This is a genomic window from Flavobacterium sp. 38-13, assembly GCF_001899155.1.
Taxonomy (GTDB): domain Bacteria; phylum Bacteroidota; class Bacteroidia; order Flavobacteriales; family Flavobacteriaceae; genus Flavobacterium; species Flavobacterium lindanitolerans.
Genome location: NZ_MKVG01000016.1, coordinates 1 through 19,200, shown reverse-complemented (window position 1 = coordinate 19,200; position 19,200 = coordinate 1). Strand labels below are relative to the sequence as shown.

Genomic DNA, 19,200 nt, shown 5'->3' with positions numbered 1-19,200 from the left:
ATATTTAAATTAATAATAAAACTCATTACAGCATTGGTTCTGTAATTCATAGGGGAAATTTTATTTGGAACAGATAGTGGTATTTTCTGTATTTAAATATTTATTTCAGGAAATTAAGGCAAAGGTAAATTAATTTATTGTAAATTAACTAATTAAGTGAATTAAATATTTAAATTTTGCATTTTTACCTTATTTTGTTTAACGATTGTAAATAAATACTTGTTTTTATATAATTATGATGTTATTTCCTTAAATTTGAAATCTTTAATTACATTCTACACTTAATGCAAAATCCCTTAAATATTGCAATTGTAGGCTCTGGTCTTGTGGGTTCGCTTTTGGCAATATACCTTAGAAAAGCAGGTCATTCTGTTCATGTATATGACCGCAGCCCCGATATTAGAAAAATTCAATTTTCCGGACGTTCGATAAATCTAGCCATGTCACACAGGGGATGGAAAGCTCTTGATGGAGTTGGAGTAGGAGATGCAGTACGGGCAATTTCTATCCCAATGGATAAAAGAGCAATTCATTTAAAGGATAAGCTCAATTTTCAGCCCTATGGCAAGGAAGGTGAAAGTATTTATTCCATTTCAAGAGGAACCCTCAACAGAAAAATGATTGATTTGGCTGAAGAAGTGGGAACAAAATTTTTCTTTGAAAAGAAAATCTGGGACGTTACACTGGCAGATGCCACACTGCATATTGGAGAAACAGAAAGAGGCGAATGGGAAGCCGTAAAATATGATGTTGTTTTTGGTGCTGATGGTGCTTTTTCCAGAATCCGCCATAGAATGCAACGACAAAGCATGTTTGATTATTCCCAGGAATTTCTGCAAACTGGATATAAAGAATTAAACATACCGCCAAATCCTGATGGGACGCACAGGCTGGATAAAAACTCATTTCACATTTGGCCGCGGGGAGATTATATGCTTATTGCACTCCCTAATCTGGATGGAAGTTTTACCTGTACGCTTTTCATGCCATTTGAAGGCGAGAACTCTTTTGCATCGCTCACGGACAGGGAAAAGGTGGAAAGCTTTTTTGAAAAAAACCTGCCGGACACCGTTGACGTTATTCCAAATCTGGCCGAAGACTTTTTCAAAAACCCAACCAGTACTTTGGTAACTATGAAATGCTATCCGTGGACTTATGGGGACAAGGTAGCGCTGATTGGAGATGCCTGTCATGCTATCGTACCATTTTACGGACAGGGGATGAATGCAGGTTTTGAAGATATAACCGTGTTGAATGACTTTATGGAGCAATTCGGAAACGATTGGGAACGTATTTTCAAAGAATATGAACAAAGCAGAAAACCAAATGCTGATGCAATAGCTGAATTGTCCTATAGAAATTTCATGGAAATGAGTTCTAAAACGGCTGACGAAAAATTCCTGCTTCAGAAAAAAATAGAAAAAAGATTTTCAGACAAATATCCTGACAAATGGTTGCCATTATACAGCAGGGTCACTTTTAGTCTGGATCCCTATTCTCAGGCTTTGGAAGTAGGTGATTTTCAAAATCAGCTTATGGAAGAAGTTTTGAAAATGGACAATATCGAAGCAAAATGGGACAGTCCTGAAGTAGAAGAAAGAATTTTGGAACTGCTAAACAGAAAAACCAAATAAATACGTAATCAACGTACCAATAAAAAACAGGGATTAATCATTACGATTTAATCCCTGTTTTTTTATAAATACATTTTACTCCTAATTATCTACTTTTTTAGTAACCGGCTTGATGAGTACCCTTAGTGTTGAGTCATTGCTGAAATAGCTAAAAGCCCAATTCACAAAAATGGTAAGTTTGTTTTTTACACTCAGAATGAGCATTAAGTGTACAAACATCCAGGTAAACCATGCAAATCGTCCCTGAAAGCTAAAACTTGGCAGGTCAACCACCGCTTTCCTTTTTCCAATCGTGGCCATTGAACCTTTATCGTGATATTCGTATTCTTTTAAAGGCTTGTTTTTTGCCAGAAGCTTAAAGTTTTTAGCCAGAACTTTTGCCTGTTCGTTTGCTACTGCTGCCAATTGCGGATGACCATTTACATATTTGGGAGTAGTCATATAGGCAATGTCTCCAATAGCAAAAACATCTTTTAGGTTTTCTATTTCATTAAAACGGTTAACAATAAGTCGGTTGCCTCGTGTAATGGCGGTTTCCGGAATACCTTCAATTTGATTGCCGGTTACGCCTGCCGCCCAGATAACATTTTTGGCTTCTATTGTTTCTCCATTTTTCAATCGGACGGTTCGCCCGTCATAATTTTCAACCACAGTGCCGGTTTTAACGATAACCCCAAGCTGCTCCAAGTATTTCCGGGATGCTTTTTTAGAATCGTCGCTCATGGCATTTAAGACATTAGGAGAACCTTCCAGTAAATACACCGTAAGTTTTGAAAAATCCTTATCCGGATAATCCTTAGGCAAAATATTCTTCTTCATCTCTGCCAAAGCTCCGGCTAATTCTACTCCGGTTGGCCCTCCGCCTACAATTACAAAATTGAGTATGTATTGCAGTTCTTCCGGACTTTTTGTAATGACGGCATCTTCAAATGTCTGAAGTATGCGGTTTCTAAGCTGAATTGCTTCCGGAACCGATTTCATAGGAAAGGCACAATGTTCCAAATCCTTGTTCCCAAAATAATTGGTTCGGCAGCCATAAGCCAGTACCAGATAATCATAAGAAAAATCTCCGATAGAAGTTTTCAGGCATTTTTTATCCGCCTCAACAGACAAAACATCTGCAATTCTGATTTTTACGTTTTTGGAACGTTGGAAAACTTTTCGAAGCGGAAAAGAAATACTTGCCGGTTCAAGCCTTGCTGTAGCCACCTGATATAATAGCGGCTGGAATTGGTGATAATTATTACGGTCAATTAAGTATACTTCGTAGCCGGTATTTTCGAGGTCTTCAGCAAGGGTAAGTCCTGCAAATCCGGCTCCTACAATAATGATTCTTTTTTGGGTTTCCATACAGGTTTCATTTGTATGTAAAGTTACCAAATTTAAAAGGGTTAGTCTTCTCTATTAACTTTTTCTAAAGAAAAAGCAGGCAGGCAGACCGACAGGTATTCGCAAGGTTCGTCAAACGGATTGGAATACTGTACTCTGGCATTTTTTTCAATCTTAATCGATTGTCCTGCTTCCAAAATTAGAGTTTCGCCTTCAATAATAAACTGCTTTTTACCTCTTATAATATAGGTATACTCATCAAATTCGGGAACCTGAAATGGTTCGCTCCATTTTGGAGGCGCAACCATATGCGCAATAGAAACATCTGAATTGTTATTGGTGGCATTCCCGAAATGCTCTTCGATTAGTTTGCCGTCGTTTGTAGGGACAACAAAAGGGCTTTTTTGCAGGGTGTATTTTTTCATTATTTCTTAAATATAAAGTAAACCGCCAGAATAAGGAATACAAAACCTACGGCATGATTCCATCTGAAAGTCTCGTTCTTGAAAAACAGCAGTGAGAAAATTACAAAAATCACTAAAGTGATGACTTCCTGGATCACCTTGAGCTGCATTAAAGAAAATGGACCGCCATTTCCGTTAAAACCTATTTTGTTGGCAGGAACCTGAAAGCAATATTCGAAAAGAGCCAGCCCCCAGCTTATCAAAACAATAGTTATTAATCCGGCATTCTCGAACCATTTCAATTCCTTAAATTTTAAATGACCATACCAGGCCAGGGTCATAAAAATATTAGATAGCACCAACAGTCCTATCGTGATAAAGCTTTTCATTTATTTTTTAAATATTTTAGTGAGCACCCCAAAAAAGCCTCTTATAAAAGTAGCGCTAGTGACTACCTTAATAATACTTTTCGTCGTTTGACTCATCGGTTCGTTTGCGGCTTCCTTTTCTTGTTTTGCCTCTTGCTCTTTTTGGGCGGTTTCGGCAGCTTGCTGTTGGCTTTCCTGTATTTTTTTGGTCAGCATCTCATAAGCGCTTTCCCTGTCAATAACTTCATTATACTTCCGGGTTAACTTGGAACTGTTGTTGATTTCCCCAATCTCGGCATCAGTCAAAACATCCATACGGCTCATAGGTGCCCGCATCATAGTGGCAGCCAACGGCGTTGGAATTCCCTTTTCATTTAATGCGGTTACCAAGGCCTCACCCGTTCCCAGTGAAGTCAATAATTCATCGGTCTTATAATATTCTGAAATAGGATAGTTTTCAGAGGTCATCTTAATAGCCTTTCTGTCATTGGCAGTAAAAGCCCTTAAAGCATGCTGGATTTTTAATCCCAACTGCGCCAAAACAGAACTTGGAACATCCATAGGATTCTGGGTAACAAAGTAAATCCCAATCCCTTTGGAACGAATCAGTTTCACGATGGTTTCAATCTGGTCAAGCAGAGCCTTGCTGGCCTGATTGAAAATTAAATGCGCCTCGTCAATGAAAATAACCAGTTCCGGTTGTCCGGAATCGCCCTGTTCCGGCATCACATTGTAGATTTCTGCCAGAAGACTCAACATAAAAGTAGAGAAAAGTTTTGGCTTGTCCTGAATATCGGTCAGGCGGATAATGTTTACATACCCTTTCCCGTTTTCGTCAATCCGCATCAGGTCATTGACATCAAATGATACTTCACCAAAGAAAATATCGGCACCTTGTTGCTCCAGCTCAATTATTTTTCTAAGAATAGTACCGGTAGTTGAAGTGGAAATCTTGCCGTAATGCTCTTCAATTTCGGCTTTGCCCTCTTCAGTAATATAATTGATTACCTTTTTAATGTCTTTCAGGTCAAGCAATGGCATCTGGTTGTCGTCACAATACTTAAAGATTACGGCAACGACCCCAGCCTGTGTATCGTTAAGATCTAATATTCTTGAAAACAATACCGGTCCGAATTCCGAAACGGTGGCACGCAAGCGAACTCCATTTTGTTTGGACAGTGTCAGCAATTCCACCGGAAATCCCGATACCTGATAAGGAATATTTATTTTGGAATGACGTTCTGTAATAAATGGCTGTTCAACGCCTGGTTTGGCTATACCGCTAAAATCTCCTTTGATGTCCATCATCAGAACCGGTATGCCTAATAATGAAAGCTGTTCAGAAAAGACCTGTATCGTTTTTGTTTTTCCTGTTCCCGTTGCTCCGGCAATAAGACCGTGGCGGTTTAAGGTTTTTAAAGGGATTTTAATGTGTGCATCCGGGAGTGCTTCTCCGTTAAAAATAGCGCCACCCAACGTGATGCTTTCTCCTTTTGTAGCATAACCCGTGTTAATATGACTGATGAAGTCTTCTTTGGAAGCCATGAGCAAAAAAATGTTTAGGATGAATAGAAATGAACAAATATTTACAAATTTAGGATTGTTTTTATTTATTGCTACAAAATATACCTTAAATAATTGGCATATAATTTTAATATTAGGGAGTGTAATAAAATTATCATTATGAAGTTATAATTCAACGCTATAAAACAGAGTTTGTTAGGGCTGAAACAGGCTGTTTTTTTGATAAAATTGACTTAAGTTGTTTTAAACCAGAGAAATATCTCTTTTTTTGAAACTAATTATTTTAAATTTCTTATTATTTATTCGTTAAGATTGTAATAATATATAGTTAAGACGGAATAAAAAACAGCAATTTATTTTTTTTTATCCACTAAAAATATAAATTTGTCGTTCTTATAAAATATCTAGGGATAAATAAATTTATCTATTACCAAAATTAAATTCTAAAAATTAAAAAACTAAAATTAAAAAAAATGGCACAGGCATCAAACGCAAAGGTTCAAAACAATGGAGGAAGCAAAAGCTCTAACTTATTTGCAGGATTGACGATTTTATTTTGTATTGTAATTGGATTTCTAGTATGGCAGTTTATAATGGGAGACGGTTCTCACTTCCAAGGAGGAGTTAACACAGGACAGCCATTACAAGGTGATTACTTAGGAATGGTTTACAAAGGAGGATATATCGTTCCTGTATTGATGGGATTACTATTAATGACAATCGTATTCTCATTCGAAAGATTTTTTGTGATCTCTAAGGCGGCAGGAAAAGGTGATGTTGAAAAATTTGTAAAAAGCGTTCAAGGTCAGATTTCATCTGGAGATATCCAAGGTGCATTAGATGCTTGTGATAAGCAACAAGGTTCTGTTGCAAACGTAGTAAAAGCAGGTTTGATTAAATACCAGGAAGTTAAAAGAGAGAACTTCGATACTGAAAAAGCATCTGAAGTAATCCAAAAAGAAATAGAGCAGGCTACTTCATTAGAAATGCCAATGCTTGAGAAAAACTTGACTATCCTTTCTACATTGGTATCTTTAGGTACATTATTAGGATTGATGGGAACGGTATCGGGGATGATTAAAGCGTTCGCCGGATTGGCAACTTCTGGAACTCCAGACCAGGCAGAATTGGCAAACGGTATCTCTGAAGCGCTTATCAACACATTGACAGGTATTACAACTTCAGCTCTTGCGGTTGTGGTTTACAACTACTTTACTTCTAAAATTGATACATTGACTTATTTTATTGATGAGGCTGGTTTTACTATCACTCAGGCTTACAGAAGAGCTACAAACCGTGACTAATTAAAATAAGTTTCATAATATTAAAGCTATGGGAAAGGAAGTTTCTCCTTCTCGGCTTTGATTAAAAAAGTAAAAACAATGGCTAAAATAAAATTGTCAAAGAAAAGTTCCAGAATTGACATGACTGCGATGTGTGACATGGCATTCCTTCTTCTGTCCTTTTTCATTATGACAGCTACAGCAAAAGTCCCTGAAGCTTTGCCAGTAGATACCCCGGCCTCAACGGTTCAGACTAAATTGCCGGAAGAAAATCTAGCTACCTTAACAATTGGTAAAGAGAAAGTGTTTTTTGGTGTAACCGGAAGAGCAACCAGAGAGGAAACTCTGAAAAGAATGGGAGAAAAATACAATATCCAATTCTCAGACACAGATAAAAAGAAATTTGCACTTATTGACGGTTTTGGAGTTGATATCAGACAGATGAAACAGTTGATTGATATGAAAAACGAACAAAGAATGAAAGAAGGGGTGCAACCTGGAATTCCTTTTGATTCGCTCAATAATCAATTAGCTGACTGGGTAAAAACTGCAAGAGAAGTAGTTAAGGATATGGATGGTAAAGATTTGGATATCGCTATAAAAGGTGATGCTAAAGAAGAATACCCAACAGTAAAAAAAGTTTTAGATATTCTGCAAAAGCAAAATAAGAATAACTTTTTCCTGGTTACTGGTCTAAGAAGTGATGATTTTTAATAAAATAATATATTCGTAAGAAATGGCAGAATTAAATACTGGCGACGGCGGTGGTAAAAAAGGCGGTGGCAAAGTAAGAAGTAAAAAAGCAAATCCTTCGGTTGACTTAACGGCTATGGTGGATTTGGCATTCTTATTGATTACCTTCTTTATATTAACAACTACGTTGTCGAAGCCTCAATCAATGAATTTGGCAATGCCGGATGAGCCTAAAAAAGATGATCCGGTTCCGCCAGAAACACCAGCCTGGAGAACCCTGACATTAGTGTTAGGTTCTAACGATAAATTGGTTTGGTATAGTGGTAGATTTGACGGACCGCCTTTGGACGGACCGGTTGCTACCGGATATGGAAAAACAGGAGTAAGAGATTTGATCCTTAATAAAAAGGCAGCAGTTGATGCAAAAAACAAAGCAGACGGTGCTGATATTGAAAAAAGTGGTATTACCATTATCATAAAACCAAGTAAGAAATCAAATTATAAAAATTTGGTTGATATTCTGGATGAGATGGCTATTACAAAAGTGAAAAAATATGCGATTGTTGACATAACAGATGCAGACATTAAATTTTTGGAAGACAATAAAATTTATTAGTCTGATTCATTAAAATCTAAAAACATTAAAATATGTCAAATTCAAAATTAGACTTATTCGAACAAAGCTGGATTGAAAATGTTTTTGAAGGCAGAAACAAAAGCTACGGTGCGTATGAATTACGTACCAATAGCGGAAAGAGAACCTTAAAGGCATTGGCTATTGGTGCAGTTATATTTTTGTTCATGGTTTGCATTCCAATCATTTCTAAATTCATTTCTGAAAATATGACCAAAGAAGAGGAAGTATTAGACGAACAGGTGGTTTTGGTTAATGTGCAGGAGCCAATAAAGAAGGAAGAGATTATTGTTGAGCCGGTTGTTCAAAAACAGACTCAGAGTAATGTAGACATTCAAAAATACGTACCACCGGTTGTTGTAGACAAACAGGTCGTAAGAGAAGAAGTTGCCGTTGTGGAAGAGCTTAAAAAAACAGGTTCTGAAACAGTAAAGGCAAAAGAAGGTGGGGAAGTAGTTCTTGATGGTACACAAAGTGAAATCAAAGTAGATGCTGAAGTAATTGAGGAGGATCCGAACAAAATTTATACATCCGTACAAGTTTTACCGGAATTCCCTGGAGGTATCGCAGGTTTCTATGCTTATGTAAAAAAGAATTACAGAATCCCTGAAGTAGATGACGATGTAAGCGGTAACGTAATCGTAAACTTCGTTGTTGAAAAAGATGGTAGCCTTACAGACATCAAAGTTGTAAGAGACTTAGGTTATGGAACAGGTAAGGAAGCAATCAGAATGTTGAAATCAGCTCCAAAATGGAAGCCTGGTATCCAAAATGGTAAAGCAGTGCGTGTTTCATACAACCTTCCGATCAAATTAGTGATCAAATCGAATTAATGGACGGTAGTAAGTACAGGACCAATAAAGATCAGAAATCGCTCCTCGGGCGATTTCTTCTTATTTTAGGAATGCTGTTTTTTTTGATGTATTTTGTCATGGGTATGGCTATTATCTTTTGGAAAGACATACCAATCGAAATGCCTAAACCCTACAGAATAGCTTTCGGATTACTGCTAATCGTATATTCTTTTTTTAGATTTATACGTTTTATCAAAAAAGACCAACAATAAAACATTTGTACAAATGCCAAAATATCTAAGATTTCTATTATATTCTTTTGGATTTATAATGACAATTTTCTTTATTGATTCTTGTGCAGACAAGAAGAAAAAAGAAGATCAGGCGGCTACGTTTTATGTTGATGAAACCGTCATGCCAATGATGGATGACCAGCTTGCCGTTTTTCATAGCGAAAGAACAGAAAAGATAAATCTGGTTCCCAAAACAGAAGGAGCCATCCTTGACCTTTTAAAAAATGATACAACAAAACTGGTAGTGATGTCGAGAGTTTTGTCAAAAAGTGAAGAGAAAAGATTTACAGATAAAGGCATTGTTCCGAGAATAACCCAAATTGCAATTGACGGTGTTGCTCTCATTGCCAATAATAAAGCAAAAGATTCGGTTATCGATTTGCAAAATGTTATCGATTTTATGAATGGAAAACCGGTTGCTTCTATCAAGGGGCTGGTTTTCGATAATGCCAACTCAAGCACTATTGACTTTCTAAGCAGAAAAGCGTCGGTGACTAAAGTAGACAGCAAAAATATCTTTGCTTTAAAATCAAATAATGATGTTATCAAATACATCAGTGAAAATGAAGGCTATATTGGTGTTATTGGGGTGAATTGGATGACACAGCCTATGCCGGACATGTTGAATTCCACAACCAATGTTAAGGTTTTGGCAGTCAAAAATGTTAAAAGTGAACCTAATTCATCAGCCTATTACAAACCTAGTCAAACCAATCTGGCAGAGGGATTATATCCTCTGACGCGCAAAATCTATATGTTAAATTATGAAGGTTCTGTTGGTTTGGGTATGGGTTTTGCAACTTTTGTTGCAGGAGACGTAGGACAGAGGATCGTTTTAAAATCTGGACTGGCTCCTGTCAGGCTGGCTTTACGGGAAGTAAAAGTTAGAAAAGACATCGAAAATAAATAAAAATTATAAAGAACGAAGAAATGAAAAAAATTAAGTTTATCAGTTTGTCGTTATTGTTTTTCGGAACTGCTGTTTTTGCTCAGGATTTAGAGCAGGCCAAAAAAGCAATCGACGCGGAACAATATCAAAAAGCCAAAACAATCCTTAAATCACTAATCGCATCTAGTCCTGATAAAGGGAAAAATTATTTTCATTTAGGAGAAGTTTACCTTGCTTTGGATAATGCAGATTCTGCAAAGATTTATTTTGACAAAGGAATCGTTGCCAAAGATAATGGTAATTTCAATTATATCGGATTAGGAGAAATCAGTTTGGATAACGGAAACGTGTCAGAAGCAGAAGCTAATTTCAATAAAGCAATCGCCAATTTGAAAAAGAAAGATGCGGAAGAATTTCTATACATAGGTAGAGCCTATATAAATTCTGAAAAGCATGATTATAAAAAAGCAATAACTTCTTTAAAGAAAGCAATTGCTGTTGACTCTAAATATGCACAGGCTTTCTTGAGTCTGGGTGATGCTCAATTTGGGGATGCTGATGTTAACAGTGCCTACAGTTCCTACAGAACTGCCTATGATTTGGATAATTCATTATTGCGTGCTAAAATGCAGTTAGGTGTGATTACAAAAAATGCCAAGGCTTTCCCGGAAGCAATAGCAGCTTTTAACGAAGTAATCAAATTAAATGCAAACTATGGTCCTGTTTACCGTGAGTTAGCCGAGACCTATTATTTCTGGAGTACCAGCGACACATCAAAACGTGCAGAATACATCAAAAAGGCATTAGAGTATTATGAAAAATACATGAGCCTTACGGATTATTCTCTTGACTCAAGAATGCGTCATGCTGACTTCCTGATTCTTGCTAAAGATTATGAAGCTTTGCAGAAAGAAGCGCAGGCAATGCAACAGTTGGATAAGGTAAACCCTAGAATCTACAGATATTTAGGTTATGCAGCTTATGAAAACAAAAACTATGATGAAAGTATCAAAGCATTGAATGACTTCCTGGCAAAAGTTGACCCAAAAAGAATCAGTGCAAGAGATTACCTTTTCCTGGCAAAAGCAAAATTAGGTAAAGCAATTTCTGCAGAAGGTGCTATCACAGATAAAGCTCAGTTTGACAGTGCAATGGCTGACTTAACAAAAGCAACTGACATTGATCCGGCTATTGGTTCTGAATTTAGTGATTTAGGAGTGTCATTATACAAGCAAAAACTATATCTGGAATCCACTAAAGTTTTTGAAGCGGCTACAAAAGCACCAAATTCTAAAAATGCGCTTCTTGACAATTTCTACCTTGGAAACGCAGTTTTGTTTTATGTGGCAAACGACTTGAAAACCGATGCAGAAAGAAACAAACCGGAAGTACAGGAATTGCTTAAAAAAGCAGATACAGCCTATGCAGCTGTAGTTGCTGGTTCGCCAACAACTCAGGATGCACATCTGAACAAAGCAAAAATCAATAGATTTATTCTTGGTCCGGAAGCTAAAGAAGCTGCTGTTGCTGCGTACCAAAAATATATTGAAGTAGTACACGCGAAAGGCGAAGCAGAATTAGCCAAAGAAAACGTGAAATCAGGTTTGATTGGAGCTTATTCTTATATTGGTTCACACTACGCAATATCTGATAAGGTAAAAGCAAGAGAATATTTTGAAAAGGCTTTGGCGTTAGATCCAACCAGCCAATATATCAAAGAATCTCTTGACGTATTGAAAAAATAATAAAACAATAGTTTTAAAAACCGGCACACATGCCGGTTTTTTTATACCTGTTTGGAATTATCATAAACTTTTGTTTAAAGGCTTATTTTTAAAAACTGCAATCCAAAATCAAATCCGTATCTTTGCAGACTATTTTTAAAGATGATGTTGAAGAAAGAATTACAAATCGCTGTTGAAAAAGGGGTAATGCTTCCTTTGATGGAAGAATTTTATACCATTCAGGGCGAAGGATATCACACAGGAACGGCAGCTTATTTTATACGTGTTGGCGGATGTGATGTAGGATGTCATTGGTGTGATGTTAAAGAAAGCTGGAATGCAGAATTGCACCCGCCAACAGCAATTGAAGCAATAGTAGAGAATGCAAAAAAATATGCAAATACTGTTGTCGTGACAGGTGGCGAACCCCTGACCTGGGATATGGGACCGCTGACACAAAAACTGAAAGAAAAAGATTTAAAAGTACATATTGAGACTTCGGGAGCCTATCCGCTTTCCGGAACCTGGGATTGGATTACGCTTTCTCCCAAAAAAAATAAACTCCCTACCCAAACAGTCTATGACAATGCAAGCGAATTAAAAGTAATTGTCCACAACAAACACGATTTTATCTTTGCAGAGGAACAGGCAGAAAAGGTTAATAAAGATGCCATACTGTTTCTACAGCCGGAATGGAGCAAGAAAGAAGCAATGACACCTTTGATTGTTGACTATGTAATGAATAATCCAAAATGGAGAGTGTCGCTTCAAACGCATAAATATTTGAATATTCCTTAGGAGTTATGGATAATTGGGTAAAACAAGTATTTATTCTTTTAGTTTTATTATTTTTATCATCTGATGTCCGTTCTCAGGAATTATTAATGGATACGGAAGATATATACGGAGCGGAAATTTCACAATATCCCGAATTTCCAGGAGGCATGGAAGAGTTTTTCAATTTTTTCAATAAAGAATTTAAAGCTCAGAATTCAAAAACAGAAAATAAGAATCTGGTTTCGTTTAATGTAGAACCAGATGGGAGTATAAAAAAAATCAAGCTTTTGCAATTTTCAGATATCGAAACCGGAGAAGAAATCATAAGGGTGTTGAAAATGTCACCCAAGTGGAAGCCGGCAATGAAAAATGGAAAAGCGATTAGTGTAGAGATGAAAATTCCAATCGTATTTACATCTCACAGATAAATAACAACCATTAAAACAAATAAAATGAAAAAGTTAGTAGTAACATTTGCATTTGTATTAGCAACTCAAATTGGGTTTGCACAAGATGCAGCTTTTAAAAATGATGTAAAAAAAGTAATTGAGATGACAGGCGCATCTGCTCAGATTGATGTGGCAAAAAAACAAATCCTGGGAATGATTCCGGAAGCAAAACAGGCAGCATTCTTAAAAGATTTTGATGCAACAATGCCATCTTATTTTGATAAAGTTGCTGATGTTTATATGAAAGAATATACACATGCAGAGATTAAAGAAATGATTAAATTCTATGAAACTCCACTAGGAAAAAAAATAACTTCCAAAGCAGGAGTCCTGACTGAAAAAACTATGGAAGCGGCTCAGGCCTGGGGTGTAGAATTGCAAAGCATCATGATGAAATACATGCAGTAATACATTATATTTTATATACAAAACCCAAATTTATATTTGGGTTTTTTTATACCTTTTTTACCCATGAAACAGCTTTTCCTACTTGATCCATCCATCACTTTTTTAAATCACGGTTCCTTTGGCGCCTGCCCCAAACCGATATTTGAGGAATATCAAAGACTCCAATTGGAATTGGAAAATGAACCCGTTTATTTCATCCAGAAAAAAGCGGAGACATATTTGAAAAAAGCAAAAGAAAAACTGTCAGGATATATAGGCTGCCAACCCGAAGATTTCTTTTTTACACCCAATCCAACTGTTGCCATTAATACAGTTATGAGAAGTCTGAACCTTCAGCCGGGTGATGAAATCCTTGCTACAAATCATGAATATGGGGCAATGGATAAAACATGGGCTTATTTTTGTAAAAAAACAGGAGCAAAATATGTACGCCAATCTATTTCCCTGCCAATAGTTTCAAAAGAACAACTATTGGAAGATTTTTGGGAAGGCTATAATTCCAATACCAAAGTTGTTTTTATAAATCAGATTTCCAGTGCAACGGCGCTCATTTTTCCGGTCAGGGAAATTTGTAAGAAAGCCCAGGAATTGGGATTGATAACTATTGTTGATGGGGCACATGTTCCGGGGCATATTCCTTTAAATATTGAAGAGATCGATGCTGATTTTTATACAGGAACATTACACAAATGGATGCTGGCACCAAAAGGGAGTTCGTTTTTGTATGTAAAAAAAGAATTTCAGGACGATTTGGATCCGTTGGTGGTGAGCTGGGGCTATGATAACGAAACAATAGCCGGGACACAATTTCTTGATTATCATGAATACCAGGGCACTAGAGATATCTCTTCTTTTTTATGTACGCCGGCAGTTGTTGATTTTCTCGAAAGAAATAATTGGAACGAAGTAGCAGAAAATTGCAAAGAAATAGTTTTGAATAACTACCAGCGCTTTTGCGATTTGCTAAATACAACCCCAATATGTCCTATTACAAAAGAATTTTTAGGACAAATGGCAAGTATTCCGGTCAGCACAGACGAACCTCAAAAGCTAAAAGAACTGCTTTTTGAAAAATACCAAATCGAAATACCGGTTATGCCACTAAATGGGGATTTTTATATACGATATTCAATAAATGCCTATAATTCACAGGAGGATTTAGACAGGCTTTATGAAGTCTTACAAGAAATCATAGAAACAACCAATTTAGTAAAAACTTAAAGAGTCAGCCTGGCGAGATAGTCATAATGATCGCCTTCAAGAACCAGTTCGCATTGCAAACCATTGGCAAGTGCGGCGTTTTGTAATGTATTATAGTCAACATACAGCCAATCAAAAGGTTTTTCTTCTTCCTTCTTATAATAGACGGTAAAAGTAATTTCACCATAATAGTCTCTTTCAGTCGGAATCCATTTTCCACCGTCTTCATCTTCGTCAAACATATAAATGATGTCAGAAGAGTCGATAAGAATTTGTCCTGTTGGTGTCAATAAAGATTTCAGCTGTTGCAGAAAGTCAGACATATTATTTAACCTGCCGCAAATTCCTGTACCATTCATCAGAAGCAGTATGGTGTCAAACTTGTTTTCTGAATTATTGGAATCCAATTGCATCACATCCTGAACTTTTGCATTGTCAAGGCCTCTTAATCGACAGGCTTGAATTGCATTGGCAGAAATATCAATAGGAAGAACCTCCAATTTTTTTATATCCCGAAGGTATAAACTATGACTTCCGGCTCCACAACCTACATCCAGTACTTTTCCCTTTGCCAGGTTCATTGCTTTTTTTTCAATTTTTGGCATAGTAGAATAATTTCGGAACAAATAGGCAACGCTCATTTCATCGGCTTCAGAAATTGAAGTTTCAGTAATCAGGTTTTCCGGAGAGTTGTTTGTCTGATAATCTAATATGGCTTTTCCAAAAAGGTCTTTCATGATTTATAGTATAGTTTAAAAAGATAAGGAAGAAAGTGTAACTTTGTCCGCAAATAAACGAAGTTGGAACAAGTAATTAAAAATCTTCCAAAACTGGCCAAAGATAAGCATAACGAAAACAAGAAGTATTTCGATAAGCTTAAAAAGAAAGTGCCGAAGAATATTGATTATATCATGCAGGAATTGCACGATCAGGAATTTAAAAAAACAGATTGCCTGAAATGTGCCAATTGTTGCAAAACAACCGGGCCGCTTTTTACTCTTGCAGATATTGAGAGGATTTCCAAACATTTTCGGCAGAAGCCACAACAATTCATCGATCAGTATCTTCGGATTGATGAAGAGAATGATTACGTGCTTCAAAGTGTGCCGTGCATTTTTCTGGATGCTGAAAATTACTGTATGATTTATGACGTCAGGCCCAAAGCTTGCAGAGAATATCCGCATACGGACAGAAAAAAATTCCAGCAGATTTCTAACCTGACATTGCAGAATGTAGCAATTTGTCCGGCTGCTTATAATATTGTAGAAGAAATGAAAAAAAGAATGCCTTTGTAAAAACAATTGCTGTATGAAACACAAAAGAAATTTATTTTACATCTTTTTGGCTTCAGCCATTATTTCAGTTTTATTGGTTTTTGTCAACCAGGATGTTGTAGTTAGAGGTCTTTTCGATAAAATTATGGAGGCCGTTATTATGACAGCCCTGATATATATCGTTTTGATAGTACTTTACTTTTTGATGTTTATTGCAAAATCAGGTGCGAACAGGATTGCCAGAAAGCAAAAAAAAGACCTTACAAAGTAAGGCCGTTTATTAGACAAAGATATAATCTTCGGGAAGTTCGATTGATTCGTCAAATCGGCCACCTATGGCGTCAACAACATAATCGATCCCTCTTTTGATATATTCTAATATTTTTTCGACCCATTCCTTTGCGTTATGGAATAATTCAATGGCTTTGTCTACATAAGAATCAATCCATTCGAAAAATTCCTGCAGTTTGTCCATATAATCCAAAAGTAGTTGCGATGTATTCATTTTATAGCTATTTTATTAAGATTTAAATGCGACCGTTAAAAATAGCCGCACCTAAAAATACATATTTTCAGGAAGATTCCAATCAATAAATTTCATATTTTTTTCTTATTTTTTTGAAATCTTCAATTCCTTTTTCCCAGCTTTTTTTGATATCGGCTTCTGTCATTCCGGCCTCAATCTGTTCCTGTAGCTTTTTGGTTCCGGCCAATTTCGTAAAGAAAGGAATAAAAAACTTCGATTTATCAGCTGTAGTAGCATAGGCTTTCAAAAGCCATTTTAGTTCAATACCTTTTACTCTTGGAGCATTCGACAAATCTTCACCATAACATACTTTGCCATTATGTAACGGATCTTTTGAACCTAAATTAGGTTTAGGGATAAAACTAAAGTCGGTCTTTGGAAGAAAAGGAGAACCATATATCTGAAATTGCTTCTCTGTTCCTCTTCCCAGGCTTACATTCGTGCCTTCAAAAAAGCACAAGCTGGCATACAGGTTAATGGATTGGTCGTTTGGTAAGTTTGGAGAAGGCCTCACTGGGAGCGAGTAGCTCATATCCTTAGTGTAATTTACACACGGAACCACGCTCAATTCGCATTGAATTCCATTTTTAAGCCATTTTTCACCATTTATCATTTTTCCATATTCACCTATAGTCATGCCGTGAAGTACCGGAATCGTGTGCATTCCTATAAAACTCGAGTTCTCTTTTTCGAGTACGGGGCCATCAACGGTATTGCCGTTTGGATTTGGACGGTCTAAAATCAATAGTTTTATTTTATTTTCGGCACAAGCCTCCATTATATAATGTAAGGAAGAGATATAGGTATAAAAACGGGCGCCCACATCCTGAAGATCGAAAACCAGAATGTCTATCCCTGCCAATTGTTCCGGCTTTGGTTTTTTATTATCACCATAAAGGGAAATTATTGGAATTCCGGTTTTGGTGTCTTTTCCGTCTTTTATTAATTCTCCTGCATCAGCTGTGCCTCTAAATCCGTGTTCGGGAGCATAAATTTTGGTTACATTTATTTTGTTTTCAACCAGCCAATCGACCAGGTGCATAGATTTTGTTGCAGGTTCGGTGCGAAGCTCGTCTCTGTTTTTTGCATTAGAATTATAATTAACAATGCTGGTTTGGTTGGCAACAATACCAATGTTCTTGTGTTTTTTTAAAACGGGGAGATAAGTCATCCAGTCGTCAGCACCGGTTTTTATTTCAATTGCAGTAGAAGATTTGGAACTTTTGATTGTATCCTGAGCTTTTGGTTTTTCACTTCTTGCTTTTGTGTTAAATGAATTTCCGCAGGAAAGAATTGACAAAACCAAGAATAAAGCTGTATTTTTGAAAACCATATTTGATATCATACAAAATTGAATTTAGAATATTTTATAGCCAAAAGACTGATTGCTGCTAAAAATCATAAAAGTAGTATATCTGCACCAATTATAAAAATTGCGATTGCCGCTATTGCAATAGGTATGATCATGATGATCGTGTCTGTGGCAACAGGAATTGGATTGCAGCAAAAAATACGTGAAAAGGTTGCGGCTTTTAACGGACATATCATTATTACCAATTATGACGATAACCAATCCCAGGTAAGCATCAGTCCTATTTCTACCCATCAGGATTTTTATCCGAAGTTTAAAAGCGTAGATGGAATCAACCATATCCAGGCTGTTGCTACAAAAGCAGGAATCATCAGGACAGAAACTTCTTTTGAAGGTATTATATATAAAGGAGTAGGAAAAGATTACCAATGGAAGAATCTGGAGGAATATCTTGTTCAAGGTAAATTGCCGGATGTAATGCATAAATTGACACCGGATGTTTTAATATCAAGATATCTTGCTGACAGGCTCAATTTAAAAGTAGGCGATAAGTTCAATACTTTTTTCATGAAAGAAAACAGTAATCAGCTGCCTAACCTGAGAGTATTTGTAGTAGCAGGGATTTACAATTCCGGATTTCAGGAATTTGATGCTACCTATATAATAGGTGACATTCGTCATTTACAACGAATCAATAAATGGAAACCGGATCAGGTGGGTGCCTTTGAAGTTTTTATTGACGACTTTAATAAGATTGAGCAAAAAGGGCAGCAGGTTTATGATAATACCCAAAATAAAGAAGACGCATCCAAAACACTCGATACACAGACAATTTCTGAAAAGTACTATAATATATTTGAGTGGTTGCAGCTATTTGACTTTAATATAATTGTCATTATAGTAATAATGATTATTGTAGCGACCATTAATATGGTAGTTGCATTGCTGGTTCTTATATTGGAAAGAACCCAGATGATCGGAATACTCAAAGCAATAGGGGCAAACAATTGGTCAGTACGCAAGATATTTTTGTACAATGCCTTTTATTTAATTGTCCGTGGTCTGCTTTGGGGCAACGGTATTGGAATAGGTCTTATTATTATTCAGCAGCAATTCGGTATTATAAAACTAAATCCGGACAGTTATTATGTGAATGTCGCACCTGCCCATTTGGATTGGCTGTATATTTTATTGCTAAATGTAGGGACGTTGATTATCTGTCTGGCTGTTCTTTTGATTCCTTCCTATATAATAACGAAAATTTCTCCGGTGAAAGCGATCCGTTTTGAATAGGTTTATATAAGAAGAAAGTGTCTTTTGGAAGATTTCTGAAAGATTTTCTCTCTTATGTTCTTAAATAATGCTTTTTTCAGGCATTTTTTCAGGATGTTTTACCCGTCATTTAATATACTTTACAGCCCGCTTCCCTTGTTTTAGATGGTTTGTCGAATTTTGTTCTCAAAAATCTCAAAAAAAGTTCGACTATAGGCTTCTGTTTTCCAGCTCCTTGCAAAAAAGTTTGAAAAAAAGTTACGATAAAGCTTGCGGAAGCGGAAAAAGGTGCTACTTTTGCACCCGCAATAAAGGCGAAGTTCATAGGTAAATACTGGCAGGAAGCAGGTTTGAAAAAGGAATAAAAATTTCCAAAAATAAATTTGCGAGTTTCAAAAAAGGTTTTTACTTTT

At 36.4% G+C, this 19,200-nt stretch carries 23 protein-coding genes; 15 read left to right on the top strand and 8 right to left on the bottom strand.

What is annotated here, in order from left to right; genetic code table 11:
- The first annotated feature begins 284 nt into the window (after positions 1-284).
- Positions 285-1,634 (top strand): FAD-dependent oxidoreductase, encoded by a 1,350-nt coding sequence (locus tag BGO88_RS10635; protein ID WP_056072429.1) that lies wholly within the window; start codon positions 285-287, stop codon positions 1,632-1,634.
- A gap of 81 nt (positions 1,635-1,715) precedes the next feature.
- Here BGO88_RS10635 and BGO88_RS10630 read toward each other — a convergent pair whose 3' ends face one another.
- From BGO88_RS10630 to BGO88_RS10615, 4 genes are read right to left on the bottom strand one after another with little or no spacing between them, the layout of a single operon-like run.
- On the bottom strand, positions 1,716-2,984 hold the full coding sequence (locus tag BGO88_RS10630) for an NAD(P)/FAD-dependent oxidoreductase (RefSeq protein WP_056072432.1): 1,269 nt from the start codon (positions 2,982-2,984) through the stop codon (positions 1,716-1,718).
- 41 nt (positions 2,985-3,025) lie between these two features.
- Positions 3,026-3,388, bottom strand: coding sequence for a cupin domain-containing protein (locus BGO88_RS10625; RefSeq protein WP_056072435.1), 363 nt, complete (start codon positions 3,386-3,388; stop codon positions 3,026-3,028).
- Positions 3,388-3,756: a DMT family protein gene (locus tag BGO88_RS10620; RefSeq protein ID WP_056072438.1), complete on the bottom strand. Its 369-nt coding sequence runs from the start codon at positions 3,754-3,756 to the stop codon at positions 3,388-3,390. Before BGO88_RS10620 ends, BGO88_RS10625 begins: the two co-directional genes overlap by 1 nt.
- Complete coding sequence (locus BGO88_RS10615) at positions 3,757-5,280, bottom strand: helicase HerA-like domain-containing protein (RefSeq protein ID WP_286706860.1); 1,524 nt, start codon at positions 5,278-5,280, stop codon at positions 3,757-3,759. It abuts the gene before it with no gap.
- Positions 5,281-5,732: 452 nt separating this feature from the next.
- Here BGO88_RS10615 and BGO88_RS10610 point away from each other — a divergent pair, with 452 nt between their 5' ends.
- The 11 genes from BGO88_RS10610 (at position 5,733) to BGO88_RS10560 (ending at position 14,424) form a co-directional block, all read left to right on the top strand.
- A complete protein-coding gene (locus BGO88_RS10610; RefSeq protein ID WP_101470658.1) occupies positions 5,733-6,563 on the top strand; it encodes a MotA/TolQ/ExbB proton channel family protein in 831 nt (276 codons plus the stop codon).
- Positions 6,564-6,641: 78 nt separating this feature from the next.
- A complete protein-coding gene (locus tag BGO88_RS10605; RefSeq protein WP_101470657.1) occupies positions 6,642-7,256 on the top strand; it encodes an ExbD/TolR family protein in 615 nt (204 codons plus the stop codon).
- Positions 7,257-7,278: 22 nt separating this feature from the next.
- Positions 7,279-7,851, top strand: a complete 573-nt coding sequence (locus tag BGO88_RS10600; RefSeq protein WP_101470656.1) for an ExbD/TolR family protein — start codon at positions 7,279-7,281, stop codon at positions 7,849-7,851.
- A gap of 32 nt (positions 7,852-7,883) precedes the next feature.
- On the top strand, positions 7,884-8,702 hold the full coding sequence (locus BGO88_RS10595; protein WP_101470655.1) for an energy transducer TonB: 819 nt from the start codon (positions 7,884-7,886) through the stop codon (positions 8,700-8,702).
- A complete protein-coding gene (locus tag BGO88_RS10590) occupies positions 8,702-8,935 on the top strand; it encodes a hypothetical protein (RefSeq protein ID WP_056072456.1) in 234 nt (77 codons plus the stop codon). The genes BGO88_RS10595 and BGO88_RS10590 overlap by 1 nt, the downstream gene beginning before the upstream one ends.
- 13 nt (positions 8,936-8,948) lie before the next feature.
- The gene (locus BGO88_RS10585; protein WP_286706859.1) at positions 8,949-9,866 is read left to right on the top strand and encodes a PstS family phosphate ABC transporter substrate-binding protein; all 918 of its coding nucleotides are present in this window, start codon (positions 8,949-8,951) and stop codon (positions 9,864-9,866) included.
- A gap of 20 nt (positions 9,867-9,886) precedes the next feature.
- Complete coding sequence (locus BGO88_RS10580) at positions 9,887-11,590, top strand: tetratricopeptide repeat protein (RefSeq protein WP_286706858.1); 1,704 nt, start codon at positions 9,887-9,889, stop codon at positions 11,588-11,590.
- Between the two features lie 144 nt (positions 11,591-11,734).
- The gene (locus tag BGO88_RS10575; RefSeq protein WP_056072465.1) at positions 11,735-12,367 is read left to right on the top strand and encodes a 7-carboxy-7-deazaguanine synthase QueE; all 633 of its coding nucleotides are present in this window, start codon (positions 11,735-11,737) and stop codon (positions 12,365-12,367) included.
- Between the two features lie 5 nt (positions 12,368-12,372).
- Positions 12,373-12,774, top strand: a complete 402-nt coding sequence (locus BGO88_RS10570; protein WP_286706857.1) for an energy transducer TonB — start codon at positions 12,373-12,375, stop codon at positions 12,772-12,774.
- Positions 12,775-12,798: 24 nt separating this feature from the next.
- On the top strand, positions 12,799-13,203 hold the full coding sequence (locus tag BGO88_RS10565; RefSeq protein WP_101470652.1) for a DUF2059 domain-containing protein: 405 nt from the start codon (positions 12,799-12,801) through the stop codon (positions 13,201-13,203).
- A gap of 63 nt (positions 13,204-13,266) precedes the next feature.
- On the top strand, positions 13,267-14,424 hold the full coding sequence (locus BGO88_RS10560; RefSeq protein ID WP_286706856.1) for an aminotransferase class V-fold PLP-dependent enzyme: 1,158 nt from the start codon (positions 13,267-13,269) through the stop codon (positions 14,422-14,424).
- Here BGO88_RS10560 and BGO88_RS10555 read toward each other — a convergent pair.
- Positions 14,421-15,140, bottom strand: a complete 720-nt coding sequence (locus BGO88_RS10555; RefSeq protein ID WP_056072475.1) for a class I SAM-dependent methyltransferase — start codon at positions 15,138-15,140, stop codon at positions 14,421-14,423. The genes BGO88_RS10560 and BGO88_RS10555 overlap by 4 nt on opposite strands.
- A 63-nt stretch (positions 15,141-15,203) precedes the next feature.
- On the opposite strand from BGO88_RS10555, the gene BGO88_RS10550 reads away from it, so the two are divergent.
- Together BGO88_RS10550 and BGO88_RS10545 are read left to right on the top strand one after the other, a co-directional pair.
- Positions 15,204-15,698 carry a YkgJ family cysteine cluster protein gene (locus BGO88_RS10550; protein WP_286706855.1) on the top strand — a complete coding sequence of 165 codons (495 nt, stop codon included), beginning with the start codon at positions 15,204-15,206 and terminating at the stop codon, positions 15,696-15,698.
- A 13-nt stretch (positions 15,699-15,711) separates the two neighbouring features.
- Complete coding sequence (locus tag BGO88_RS10545; protein WP_056072481.1) at positions 15,712-15,948, top strand: hypothetical protein; 237 nt, start codon at positions 15,712-15,714, stop codon at positions 15,946-15,948.
- Between the two features lie 9 nt (positions 15,949-15,957).
- Here BGO88_RS10545 and BGO88_RS10540 read toward each other — a convergent pair whose 3' ends face one another.
- Positions 15,958-16,182: a hypothetical protein gene (locus BGO88_RS10540; RefSeq protein ID WP_143394973.1), complete on the bottom strand. Its 225-nt coding sequence runs from the start codon at positions 16,180-16,182 to the stop codon at positions 15,958-15,960.
- Positions 16,183-16,264: 82 nt separating this feature from the next.
- Positions 16,265-17,548, bottom strand: coding sequence for an exo-beta-N-acetylmuramidase NamZ family protein (locus BGO88_RS10535; protein WP_286706854.1), 1,284 nt, complete (start codon positions 17,546-17,548; stop codon positions 16,265-16,267).
- A 6-nt stretch (positions 17,549-17,554) separates the two neighbouring features.
- Between BGO88_RS10535 and BGO88_RS10530 the strand changes: the two genes are divergently transcribed.
- On the top strand, positions 17,555-18,808 hold the full coding sequence (locus tag BGO88_RS10530) for an ABC transporter permease (protein ID WP_286706853.1): 1,254 nt from the start codon (positions 17,555-17,557) through the stop codon (positions 18,806-18,808).
- A gap of 109 nt (positions 18,809-18,917) precedes the next feature.
- Here BGO88_RS10530 and BGO88_RS10525 read toward each other — a convergent pair.
- The coding region (locus tag BGO88_RS10525; protein ID WP_286706852.1) for a hypothetical protein at positions 18,918-19,200 on the bottom strand (283 nt) is incomplete at its 5' end.